A 12,018-nucleotide genomic window follows, 5' to 3' on the forward strand; every position below is an offset into this window, starting at 1 on the left:
CCCCGTGCCCCTCCCTCCCCCCACCCGCACCCTCCTCGCCTCCGCCGCCCTGGCGATCCTCGCCGCCCTCCCCGCCCACGCCCAAATCGGCTCCGGCGACGGCTTCCTCTTCCGTACCCCCACCGTCCGCCTCGCCCTCGCCGCCGGCTACGCTTCCCCCCGCGGCCAGAGCGACATCTTCGACTTCCTCACCGACGAGCTCACGCTCGATCGGCGCGACTTCGCCTCGGCGGCGTTCTCCCTCTCGGCCGCCTACCGTGTCGCCCCGCGCGTCGAGATCGGGCTCGGCACGACCTATGCGGGACACACGGCCGGCTCGGAATCGCGCAAGTTCACGGGAGAGGACAACCTCCCCGTGCTGCAGTCGACGACGCTCGACCGCGTCACGATCATGGCCACGGCGCGACTCTCGCTCCGTGCCCCGGGGCACGCCATCGGGCGCTATGCGTGGATCCCCAGCCGAGTGGTCCCCTTCATTGGAGGAGGCGCCGGCCCCGTCTGGTACCGGCTCCGCCAGTCGGGGGAATTCGTCGACCCGGAAACGCTCGACATCTTCGAGGACCAGTTCGAGTCGAAAGGGTGGTCGCTGGGCGCCACGGGCTTCGGTGGGGCCGACATCTCCCTCTCTCCCCGCTTCGGGGTGACGGCGGAAGGGCGGTACCTCTGGGCCCGGGGGCCGATGAACGGCGACTTCGCCACCTTCAACAAGATCGACCTTTCGGGGTATGATGCCTCGATCGGCTTGTTCGTCAGGTTCTGACCGGAGGCACGCACATGGTCCGACACATCACACACCTGGCCCTGGTCTCGGCGGCCCTCACGCTGGCCCCGGTGGCGGGGGCGCAGGGGGACAGCTCGCCCTTTTCGCCATGGATCGGCTGCTGGGACCTGGTGCCGCGCGGCGACGCGCCGGCCAGCAGTGAACGCGTCTGCATCCTCCCCACGGAAAACCCCGCCGCGGTGGACCTGGTCTCGCTCGCCGGCGACAGCGTGCTCTCCCGTCACCGGCTCGACGCCTCTTCGACTAACCACACAATACAGCAAGGGAGCTGCACGGGGACCGAGAGCGTGCACGCCACCGGCGCGCGCGTGTACCTGCGCACCGATATGCAGTGCGGCGGGGAGCAGCGCCTGGTGAACAGTGTGATGGCGATGTCGCGCGACGGGGAATGGCTCGACGTGCGCGGCGTGGCCTTCGGCTCAAACGTCGGCGTGCGGGCGTCACGCTACCGCGAGGCGCCGCCCTCCACGCCCCTTCCGGCCAGCATCGCCGCCGCCCTCAGCGGGCGCCCGCGCGGAATGCACCCGGCGCGCCTGGCGGCGATGGGGCCGGTGCAGCTGTCGGACGTGGTCGAGGCGTCGCGCTTTCTCGAGGTCGGTGTGCTGCAGACGTGGCTCGCCGAGCGGGGGCAGGGCTTCGGGCTCGACGCCGGGCGTCTGGTCGCGCTCGAGAATTCGGGGGTGGCCCCGTCGGTGATCGACGTGATGGTCGCCCTCTCGTACCCGGAGGTCTTCGCCCTCGATCGCACCATGCTCGGCGACCCGCCCCCCGACACGCGGGGGGAGATGCGCGGTGGCGACTACGTCGGCGACGGCTACTACGACGGCAGCTGGGGCTACGATCCCTACGGCTACGGCTACGGCCGGGGCTACGGCCGGGGCTACGGCTGGTACTCCGGACGACGCCCGATCGTGGTGGTGCAGCGTCCGGCCGATGACGGCGGCGCCGAGCACGGCAAGGTGGTGAAGGGGCGCGGCTACGTGTCGGGGCGCAACCCCTCCAGGGGGTCGGGCGGTTCGTCCGCCGGGAGCTCCGGATCGGCGGGACGCGCCAGCTCCTCCGACTCGGAAAAGGGGAAGAGCACGGGGCGCAAGGCGAAGGCGAAGCCGGGGGAGTAGGCCTCGTACGTCGACCGGACCTGGGACCACCGGGGCGGCTACCGGTCTTGTGGGGGATGACACCGGGCGTCCTCACTCGGTAGGGACAACGAAGTGGGGGGCGCGCACGGGATGATCCCCATGCGCGCCCCCCCGACTTCCATCGCAGCCTTCTCCCTACGGCACGATCCCCCTCGGCGTCGGCGCAATCACGTGCTCCGTCCCCGCCAGCAGCGAATTGATCTTCCCCACTCGCACGCTGATGATCTGGTCGAGCCGTCCCTGTGCGCCGTCGGTCTCGTCGCCCAGCTCCTTCGACCGCAGCCGCTCCCCCGCGGTCACCGGCCACTGCGTGCGCGACACGGAGCCGCTCACCGACTGCACCTCCTCGCGCAGCCGCGGGTACTGCCGGTAGCCCAGCCCCGCGAGCGGACGCGCGAGGACGGAATCGCGGAAGTGGCGCAGGTCCGTGATGGTGCTGTCCACCTGCGCCAGCACGGCGGGCGTGTTGGGACCGCGAGGCGAACGCCTGAGCGTCGACTGCAGGTTGCCGAGCTGCGTCAGGATGTCGTCGGCGTTGGCGATCACCCGGTTGACGCGCTGGCCGAGTCGGTCGAGAGTGACCGATGCCTCATACTGGGCAGCCACCTGCGCCGGCGTCATCTCGATGCGCGGGTCGTTGCGCACGGTGACTGGCTTGGTGTAGCGCTTGCCGCCGACCATCAGCGTCACCTGGTAGGTGCCGGGGGTGACCGCCGTCCCGGCCGGCCCGCGGAAGAAGCTCTCCTCGTCGTCGCCACCCCCCTCGGAGGCGCGCTCGTCGGCGGCACGCCGCTGGGCGCGCAACGCGGCGAGTGATGTGTCGGCAGGGGGGCGCTGCGCCGCTGCGGCGCCTCCACGACCGAAACCACCGCCCCCACCGGCGAGCGGCGTCATGCGCAGGTCCCACGTCATCCGGTGCACCCCCGCCTCGTCGCGCACGCGGCGGTAGCGGCGCACCACCTCGCCCTTGCTGTCCGCAATCTCGATGTTGACCTCGCCCGCGGGCTGCGCCTCGAGCCGGTACGAGATCATCGCGCCGTTGGGCGGGTTCTCGCCGGCCCAGATGCGCATCCCGAGGTTCCCGTCGCGGTTCCACGACGTCCAGTTGGTCGCCGGACGGATGTCGAAGAGCACCGCCTCCTGTCCCTGCGCCGCCGCCAGCTGCTGCACCGGCGTGAGGTCGTCCAGGATGTACAGCCCGCGCCCGTGCGTGGCGACGAGGAGGTCGTTGTCGCGCGGTTGCACCTGGATGTCGCGCACGGGGACGGCCGGCATCTTCCCCCGGATGGAGACCCAGTGCGTCCCGCGGTCCCACGACGCCCACACCCCCGCCTCGGTCCCGGCATACAGCACGTTGCGGTTGCGCGGATCCTCGCGGATCACGTGGCTCCACCACGCGCGGTCGGGAAGGTCGCCGCGGATGCTCTTCCACGTCTTCCCGTAGTCGGTGGTCATGTAGAAGTACGGCGCGTAGTCGTCGTCCTGATGGTGGTCGGCGCTCACGTACGCCGTCCCGGCGTCGAAGTGCGATGCCTCCACGGTGGCGATCCACGCGTTGGGCTTGAGCCCGGGGACGTTGGTGAAGACGCTGTTCCACGTCTTGCCGCCGTCACGGGTTACGTGCACCATCCCGTCGTCCGACCCGGTCCAGATGACGTTGGAATCCACGGGCGACGGGGCGATGCTGAGCAGCGTGGTGTGGAACTCGGCGGCGGTGTTGTCGGTCACGATCTCGCCCCCGGACGACTGCTGCTTCTTCGGATCGTTGGTGGTGAGGTCGGGAGAGATCACCTCCCAGCTCAGGCCGTAGTCGCGCGACCGGAAGACGACGTTGCCGCCGAAGTACACCGTCCCCGGGTGCTGCGGCGAGAGGACGATGGGCGAGTTCCAGTTGAAGCGGTACTTGTGCGAGAGCATCGCGTCGCCCACCGAGCCGACGCGGTTGGGATACGGATAGATGTTCTTGCGGACGCCGCTCCGCCGGTCGGTGATGGTGATCATCCCCCCCTGCGCGTCGGCGAAGACGAGCCAGTGCTTGTCGAGCACGGGGACGCCGAAGAAGCCGTCGCCCCCACCCACGTTGACCCAGTCGGCCGGACGGATCCCCTGGCCGGAGAGCGAGTTGCTGGTCCCGCACCACGTCCCGTTGTCCTGCAGCCCGCCGCAGACGTGATACGGCTCCTGCATGTCGTAGTTGATGTGGTAGAACTGGGTGAAGGGGAAGGTGTTCACCACCTCGAAGGTGAGCCCGCCGTCGCGGCTCACCTGCCACCCGCCGTCGCTCCCGCTCAGGACGTAGCGCGGGTCGACGGGATCGATCCACATGGCCTGGTGGTCGCCGTGGATGCCGCGGGCGATGGTCCGGAAGTTCCGCCCGCCGTCTTCCGACAGGTACAACCCGCCCGAGAGCGAGAAGAGCTTGTTCGGGTTCTTCGGGTCCACGCGGATGTCGGCGTAGTAGAAGGGGCGGAAGTTGATGTTGGGATCGCGGTTCACCGTGACCCAGCTCTTCCCGGCGTCGTCGCTGCGCCACAGCTCCCCCTCGTCCTTGGTCTCGCTGATGACGTAGACGATGTTCGGGTTGCTGGGGGCCACGGCGACGCCGATGCGGTCCATCGCCTTGCGCGGGAGGCCGCGGTACTTGTCGGGGCCGGAGAGCGCCTCCCACGTGGCGCCGCCGTCGACGGACTTGTACACGCCGGTCTTGCCGCTGCCGGACGCGAGGTACCAGGCCCACCGGCGATAGGTGTACATCCCGGCGTACACGATGTTGCTGTTGTCCGGGTCGGCGGAGATGTCGGAGCAGGAGGTCTGCTGGTCCAGGTAAAGGACGCGCTTCCACGACGCACCGCCGTCGGTGGTCTTGTAGACGCCGCGCTCCTCGCTCGGCCCCCACTCGCGCCCCAGGACGCAGGCGTAGACGATGTCGGGATCCTTCGCGTCGATGACGAGGCGGGCGATCTTGTCCGACTTCTCGAGCCCGATGTGCGTCCAGTGCTCGCCGCCATCCACCGATTTGTACATCCCGTCGCCCACCGAGGCGTTGTTGCGCGGGTTCCCCTCGCCGGTGCCGACGTACACCACGTTGCGGTCGCTGGGGGCGACGGCGATGGCGCCGATGGAGATCGCCCCCTGGTCGTCGAAGATGGGGGTGAAGGTGGTGCCGCCGTTCGTCGTCTTGATGATCCCGCCGTTGGCCCCGGCCACGTAGTAGGTGAGCGGATCGCCGGGGACGCCGGTCACGACGGAGATGCGTCCGGCGTTGTTGATGGGACCCACGGAGCGCCAGTCGAGGCGCGCGAGCTGGTCGGCGAACGACTGCTGCGCGCCGGCGCTGGTGGCGGCGAGGGTGCAAGTGGCGGCCAGGAGGAGTCCCGCGGCGACGTGTCGCCGTGCGCGAGGGCTCGATGCGTGAGGGGGGCGTGGCGTCATTGTGGACGCGCTCCGGTCTCGGAGGGTGGAGGGGGGCGAGCGGCGAAGGTGTGCAGCTGGTGGCGGCCGCACAGAAGGAGTACGGCCGTCGTCCATGCCGCGCTGCGATGCAATGGCGCGCGGTAGCATCGCCGCGAGGCGCACGCCTCGCGGCGGGGCGCAGCGAGCGGTCGCGCAAGGAAAGCACAAGGGATTGGCGGTTGGGGAGAGGCGAGTGGAGCGCATCCGCTGGTGCGCGCCACCGGCGGCGGGTGCATCATTGCGCGCGGCGCGCCGCCCCGGGCGCTCCGGCACCTCCGTCAGCTCGGTGCCCCTCCCCACGACACTCGCCCGCATGCCCCCGCGTCGCCTGCCCTTCGCCGCAACCTCTCGCTGCGCGACCTCGTCGTCTTCGGCCTCCTCTTCATCGGGCCGCTTGCGCCTGTCGGGGTGTTCGGCGTGCTCGACGCGCGGGGACGGTCTTCGTGGCGCAGACGTTCCTGGTTGCCGCGCTGAGCCCGGTGACGCCGGCGCAACTCGCCGCCGACCCAGCGCGCCAGGGGACGGCGTTCTACGACGTCACGCGCGTCGCGATCGGCGGCTGGCTGGCCACGCTCCTCGCCCTGACCAAGGCGATCGGGCCGGCGTTTTCGGCGATGACGGGGCAGGCGGCAGCGGCGCGCCGCGACGACGGGCTGTCGCTGCTGGTGTCGGTCGTCGACGTCGGCGCGCTCACCGCCTTCGTCCTCCTGCCCGCGTCGGTGGTGGGGTACTTCGTGGTGCGGCGGCTGGCAGCTGCAACGCCGTGGCACGTCGCCCTCCCGGTGGCCGGCGCGCTGGTGTCGTGCTGGGTCCTGGTCGAGGCGAGCGCGCTCGCCCTGGTCGTGGGAGCCGTGTGGGGGGCGCTGGGGGTGGCGGTGGTGGCCGCCGCGCGAGGGAGGGGGCGCCGCACCGAGGGGTGAGGCGCGCCGCCCCTGGTCGTTCCGTCAGCGTGGGCACGTCGGCACCGACGGGACACCCGCCGCCCGCGTGTCCGTATCGCCTCCTACTCCCCCACCCCCACCCACCGCCGCGTCTCCTCATCCACCTCCATCCCCAGCCCCCGCACCACCGCCGCCGCCACCTGCAACGCGCGCCCCACCGCCTCCGTGCGGAACGGCGCCAGCAGCACTTCCACTGCGTACCGTACCTCCCCGTCCCGCACGTACGTGTACCCGTAGGCGATGTGCCGCGCATTCATCTCGTTCGTCGCCGCCAGCAGGTCGCCGGGACACGCGCTCTCGGAGAAGAGCGGCGCGATGATGCGCGCCACCTGCCGGCGTTCTTCCACGACCACGGTGAGCAGTACGCCATGCACGCTCAGCCCGAACGACTTCTCCCCTACCCTTTCCACGTCGTCGTCGGCCACCTGCGCCGCGGCTTCCATCACGCGCTGCGGCAGCGGCGTCTCGGGGGCGGCCAACTCGCTGACTTGGACCACTTCGGCGGCGGCGGGGCGTGCCGCGGGCTTCGCTCGCCCGGCCGGCCTTGCCGATCCCGCGCGCTTCGCCGGCGACGAGCCCTTCACGGGCGACGGTCGTCGCGTCTTGGCCTGCGGCGGCTTGGGGACATGCTTGCGGCGAGCGCTCTCGCTCGCGACGCGCTTGACGGACTTCCGCGGGGCAGATTTGGCACGCATGGCCATGGCGACACCTTGTGCAATGGGACTATTCACATTGTAACACGAGTGACTCGTCGCAGAGAGAGATTCTTCTTCCTTATACTCCTCTCACCGCCGCCGCATGGCCCGCGTCTGAATCCGGCGGTAGCTTCTGCGGGCTGTCGTCTCCCCTTCCCGCCACCCGACCCACGCGCCCCCGGCCATGCGCCTCCCCCGCGTTTCCTCCACCCTGAGCGCCCCTGCCATGCGCCTCCCCGTCGCGAGACACCTCCCGGCGCTGCTGGTGCTGGCGGCGCTGGCCCCGCAGGCGCTCCTCGCGACGTCGCTCCGGGCGCAGCGACCCCAGCCGAACGCCGCGGCTCGCCCCGCCCTCGCCTCCCGCACGGTCGACTCCATCGTCGCCGTCGCCCTCAGGACCTTCCCCACCCCGGGGGTCGCCGTCGCGGTCATCCAGGACGGCAAGGTGGTGGTCGCCAAGGGATACGGGGTGAAGAAGCTCGGTGACCCGGCCCCGGTGACGCCGCAGACACGTTTCGGCATCGCCTCCAACACCAAGGTCTTCACCGCGGTGGCGCTGGGGATGCTGGTGGAGGAAGGGAAGCTCGAGTGGGACGCCCCGGTCATCCGCTACCTCCCGCAGTTCGCGATGTACGACCCGTTCGTCACCCGCGAGATCACGATCAAGGACCTCCTGGTCCATCGCAGCGGGCTGGGGCTCGGCGCGGGTGACCTGCTCTGGTGGCCGGCGTCCACGTACACGCGCGCCGAGATCATGCGGCGGCTGCGCTTCATCAAGCCGGCCACGTCGTTCCGCTCGGCGTACGCGTACGACAACGTCCTCTACCTGGTGGCGGGCGAGGTAATCGAGACGGTGAGCGGGATGTCGTGGGAGCGGTTCATCGAGTCGCGCATCCTCCAGCGCGTGGGGATGACGCACAGCACCTCGCGCCACGGCGATGCGGCCACGCCGGGCGACGTGGCGCAGACCCACACGCTCCTCGAGGGGACGCTCGCGGCGATTGCCCCGATGACGAGTGACAACACGAATCCTGCCGGCGGGATCAACTCGGGGGCCGAGGACATGGCGAAGTGGGTGATGTCGCTCCTGGACTCGGGGAGGGTGGGGGACGGGAGCCGGCTGTACCAGCCGGCGACGGCGCGCATGCTCCAGGCCCCGGTCACGCCGACGCCGAACACCCCGCCGCCGGGCTTCATCGCCCCGCTGGCGAGCGAGTTCTCGTTCTACGCGCTGGGGCTGGGGGTCGGGACCTTCCGCGGGCGCAAGCTCCTGCACCACACGGGGGGGCTCCCGGGCTACCTGTCGTCGGTGGCGTGGATCCCGTCGGAGCGCGCGGGCGTGGTGGTCCTCACGAACGACGAGTCGCCGACCTTCCTGGCCCTCACCTGGACGCTGATGGACCGCGTGCTGCGCACGCCGCAGCCGTTCGACTTCATTGCCGGCTTCGATTCGCTGCGCGCGCGCCAGCAGGTGGCATTGCAGGGGGCTGCCCGCCAGGCGCAAGCGGCCCGCGACTCGGCGTCGCGCCCGTCGCTCGCCCTCGCGAAGTACGCGGGGCCGTACGCCGACGCGTGGTACGGCGACATCGACATCGCGCACGAGGGGGGCAGGCTGGTCATCCGGTTCTCGCACACGCCGCAGCTGGTGGGCGACATGATCCCGTGGCAGCACGATACCTTCCTGGTGCGGTGGCGCGACCGCGAGCTGCGCGCCGACGCCTACATCACCTTCATGCTCACGCCGGACGGCGGCATCGACCACGCGAAGATGCTGCCGGCCTCGCCCGACGTCGACTTCTCCTTCGACTTCCAGGACCTGGAGCTCAGGCCCAGGCGGCGGTGACGCCGATTTCGTAGCGATAACCTGGTCGTCGCCGGGGTGGCGACCGCGCCGCTGGCGTGACAGTCTGCAGGATCCCTCCGCCCTTCCATCGTCATGAGCCATTTCACGTCCCGTTCCTTCGCGCGCCTCGTTCCGGCGCTCGCCGCCCTCGCGCTTCCCTTCGTGGCGGCGCCGCTCGTCGCCCAGCAGGAGGTGGTCGACACCACCACCCTGCGCCAGCTCTACGACGATGAGATGGCCAAGGGGGAGGTGATGTCGATCGCCAGCTGGCTCACCGACGTCCACGGCCCGCGCCTCACCGGGTCGCCAGGCGCAAGGGCGGCCGGCGAGTGGGCGGTGAAGACGATGCAGGCCTGGGGGCTGGCCCACGTGGGCTTCGAGTACTGGAGCCCGAAGTTCCCGGGGTGGCGCAACGACCGCCTCTCGCTCCGCGTGGTGGCGCCCACGCCCTTCGACGTCGCCGTCGCACCCCGCGCCTGGTCGCCGGGCACCAGGGGGGAGGTGAAGGGGGAGGCGGTCGTCGCGACCATGACGACGTGGGGCGACACGGCGAAGTACCGGGGGGCGCTCAAGGGGAAGTACGTCCTCCTCGGCGCCGCCCCCACGCTCGCGCCGCGAGCGACGCCGGACGCCAAGCGCTTCACCGACGAGGAGCTCGACAAGATGGCCGCGGCCGGGGTGCCCGACCCTCGCACGGGGGGCTTCGCCATCCCGCGCGACCCTGCGGCGATGGGGGCCATGATGCGCCGCTTCGGTGGCAACGTCTTCCGCCCGGCCAACGACACCGCGGCGCTGCGCTGGTTCGAGCGGCAGGGAGTGCTCGGCATCCTCCTCCCCGCGCGCGGCGACGACGGGACCATCTTCACCGACAACGGCTACCCGCGCACGGCGGGCGTGGCGCAGGTCCCGATGGTGCACGTGGCGGGCGAGCACTACGGGCGCATCGCGCGCATCCTCGAGAAGGGGGTGAAGGTCACGCTCTCGCTCGACATGGCCAACACCCGCACGCCCGAGGCCGAGTCGTTCAACATCGTGGCCGAGATTCCCGGGAGCGACCCGGCGGTGAAGGACGAGGTCGTGATGCTGGGGGCGCACTTCGACTCGTGGCACGCGGGGACGGGGGCCACCGACAATGCCGCGGGTTCGGCGGTGATGATGGAGGCGATCCGCCTGATCAAGGCGAGCGGGCTCAAGCCGCGCCGCACGATCCGCATCGCGCTCTGGACGGGCGAGGAGCAGGGGCTGTTCGGCTCGCGCGAGTACGTCGCGCGCCACTTCGGCGAGCGCGTCTTCCGCCGGGACTCGTCAGGCTTCGTCCCCACCGACACGGTGCTCGCGCTCCCGGCGTACGAGAAGCACGCCGGCTACTTCAACGTCGACAACGGGACGGGGCGCATCCGCGGGGTGTACCTGCAGGGGAACACCCAGGTGAAGGACGCCTTCAGCGCGTGGATCGAGCCCTTCCGCGACAAGGGGGTCACGACCATCACCCCGGCCAACACCAGCGGGACGGATCATCAGGCGTTCGACGCCATCGGGCTGGGCGGGTGGCAGTTCATCCAGGATCCGGTGGAGTACGACACTCGCACGCACCACTCCAACCAGGACCTGTACGAGCGCCTCGTGCCCGACGACATGAAGCACAACGCGGCGGTGGTGGCCGGCTTCGTGTGGCAGGCGGCGCAGCGCGCCACCCGGCTCCCGGGGAAGGCGGGATGGCCCATCGTGATCACGGAGAAGAAGGCGAAGCCGATCTCGGAGTAGGGCGAGCGCGCTCGTCCGGGGGCGGCGCCCTCGGGGGTGGCGAATCACCGTGCGGCGAGGGAGAATGGTGGGGAATCCACTCCCCGCCGTCTCTCCGTTCACGCTCATGACTTCCCGCCGCTCCGTCATCAAGCTCGGCGCCGCCGCCCTCGTCGCCCCGATGTTCAATCGCGGGCGCTTCGCGCTCCCGCACATCCCGAACCAGGAGTACTCGAAGCGCGCCATCGACCTCATGCAGCGCGCCATCGTGATCGACATGCTGGCGCCGCTGCACATCGGGTCCAACGGGAACCGGTGGCTGCAGAAGCCCGATTCCATCACCGCCGAGGACTTCGCGCCGTTCCGGGCGTCGGGGATCGACGTCTTTCACACCGCGGTCGGCTTCGGCGGGCCTAACGCGTACATCAGCGGGCAGCAGTTCTTTCACCGGCAGAACGCGATGATCGCCGGGCGCCCCGACCTCTTCATGCGCATCGACTCGGCCGACGACTTCGCCAAGGTGAAGGGGTCGGGGCGCATCGGTATCCTGCTGGGGGCGCAGAACTCGGATCACTTCATCCGCCCCGACGCCACGCGCGACCGGTTGGCGACCGTGGACGAGTTCTTCGTCTATGGGCAGCGCGTTTCGCAGCTCACCTACAACTCGCAGAACTGGTTCGCCAGCGGCTCCACCGAGCGCGTGGACGGCGGGATCTCCGACATGGGGGCGGCGCTCATCGAGCGGATGAACCGGGCCGGGATGGCGGTGGACACCTCGCACTGCGGCGACCGGACCACGCTCGACGCGTTCGCGCTGTCGAGGAAGCCGGCGCTGGTGACGCATTCCAATGCCCGCGCCCTGGCCAACGGCCACCCGCGCTGCAAGCCGGACGAGGTGATCCGCGCGGTGGGAAAGGCGGGGAGCGTCATGGGGATCACCGGCGTGCGCATGTTCGTGAAGGGGAGCGAGCCGACGACGATCGAGGACTTCCTGAACCACATCGACTACGTGGCCCGGATGATCGGCGTGGAGCACGTCGGGATCGGGAGCGACAGCGACCTGCAGGGCTACGACGACCTGCCGCCTGACGAGTACAAGGCGCTCAAGGAGAGCTACAAGGGGAGTTACGGCTTCCGCGACAAGATCGACATCGAGGGCATCGACCACCCCCGGCGGATGTTCGACGTCACCGAGGGGCTCATCCGGCGCAAGTACGGCGACGACCAGATTCTCGGGATCCTGGGGGGGAACTTCCAGCGCGTGCTGGGCGACATCTGGACGGGGATCCCGGCCAAGTGACGCCGAACGGGCCGTCCCGAACGTCCGTCGCCTTGCCGCTGGATTCGACGCTGACCTGCCCGGCGTGCGGGGCGCGCGAGACGGTTCGCATGCCCATCGATGCATGCCGGTTCTTCCACGAGT

Annotated in this window: 7 protein-coding genes and 1 pseudogene; 6 read left to right on the forward strand and 2 right to left on the reverse strand. The window is 70.4% G+C overall.

What is annotated here, in order from left to right; genetic code table 11:
• Together ABS52_15995 and ABS52_16000 are read left to right on the forward strand one after the other, a co-directional pair.
• Positions 1–760, forward strand: a pseudogene (locus tag ABS52_15995) (hypothetical protein).
• A 14-nt stretch (positions 761–774) separates the two neighbouring features.
• Entirely contained in the window at positions 775–1,899 is a 1,125-nt protein-coding gene (locus tag ABS52_16000) for a hypothetical protein (GenBank protein ODT01867.1), read from the forward strand.
• Positions 1,900–2,055: 156 nt separating this feature from the next.
• On the opposite strand, the gene ABS52_16005 is transcribed toward ABS52_16000, so the two are convergent.
• A complete protein-coding gene (locus ABS52_16005; GenBank protein ID ODT01868.1) occupies positions 2,056–5,352 on the reverse strand; it encodes a hypothetical protein in 3,297 nt (1,098 codons plus the stop codon).
• Between the two features lie 464 nt (positions 5,353–5,816).
• Here ABS52_16005 and ABS52_16010 point away from each other — a divergent pair, with 464 nt between their 5' ends.
• Positions 5,817–6,293 carry a hypothetical protein gene (locus ABS52_16010; protein ID ODT01869.1) on the forward strand — a complete coding sequence of 159 codons (477 nt, stop codon included), beginning with the start codon at positions 5,817–5,819 and terminating at the stop codon, positions 6,291–6,293.
• An 83-nt stretch (positions 6,294–6,376) separates the two neighbouring features.
• On the opposite strand, the gene ABS52_16015 is transcribed toward ABS52_16010, so the two are convergent.
• Positions 6,377–7,015 (reverse strand): hypothetical protein, encoded by a 639-nt coding sequence (locus tag ABS52_16015; GenBank protein ID ODT01870.1) that lies wholly within the window; start codon positions 7,013–7,015, stop codon positions 6,377–6,379.
• A 253-nt stretch (positions 7,016–7,268) separates the two neighbouring features.
• On the opposite strand from ABS52_16015, the gene ABS52_16020 reads away from it, so the two are divergent.
• The 3 genes from ABS52_16020 (at position 7,269) to ABS52_16030 (ending at position 11,895) form a co-directional block, all read left to right on the forward strand.
• Positions 7,269–8,852, forward strand: coding sequence for a hypothetical protein (locus tag ABS52_16020; protein ID ODT01883.1), 1,584 nt, complete (start codon positions 7,269–7,271; stop codon positions 8,850–8,852).
• Positions 8,853–8,945: 93 nt separating this feature from the next.
• On the forward strand, positions 8,946–10,616 hold the full coding sequence (locus ABS52_16025; GenBank protein ID ODT01871.1) for a hypothetical protein: 1,671 nt from the start codon (positions 8,946–8,948) through the stop codon (positions 10,614–10,616).
• A 106-nt stretch (positions 10,617–10,722) separates the two neighbouring features.
• Positions 10,723–11,895: a dipeptidase gene (locus tag ABS52_16030; GenBank protein ODT01884.1), complete on the forward strand. Its 1,173-nt coding sequence runs from the start codon at positions 10,723–10,725 to the stop codon at positions 11,893–11,895.
• Positions 11,896–12,018 lie beyond the last annotated feature (123 nt).

Source organism: Gemmatimonadetes bacterium SCN 70-22, assembly GCA_001724275.1.
Lineage (GTDB): Bacteria > Gemmatimonadota > Gemmatimonadetes > Gemmatimonadales > Gemmatimonadaceae > SCN-70-22.

Coding starts and splice junctions, on each gene's coding strand:
- ABS52_16000 (ODT01867.1), top strand. CDS start 775: ATGGTCCGACACATCACACACCTGGCCCTGGTCTCGGCGGCCCTCACG.
- ABS52_16005 (ODT01868.1), bottom strand. CDS start 5,352: ATGACGCCACGCCCCCCTCACGCATCGAGCCCTCGCGCACGGCGACAC.
- ABS52_16015 (ODT01870.1), bottom strand. CDS start 7,015: ATGGCCATGCGTGCCAAATCTGCCCCGCGGAAGTCCGTCAAGCGCGTC.
- ABS52_16025 (ODT01871.1), top strand. CDS start 8,946: ATGAGCCATTTCACGTCCCGTTCCTTCGCGCGCCTCGTTCCGGCGCTC.
- ABS52_16030 (ODT01884.1), top strand. CDS start 10,723: ATGACTTCCCGCCGCTCCGTCATCAAGCTCGGCGCCGCCGCCCTCGTC.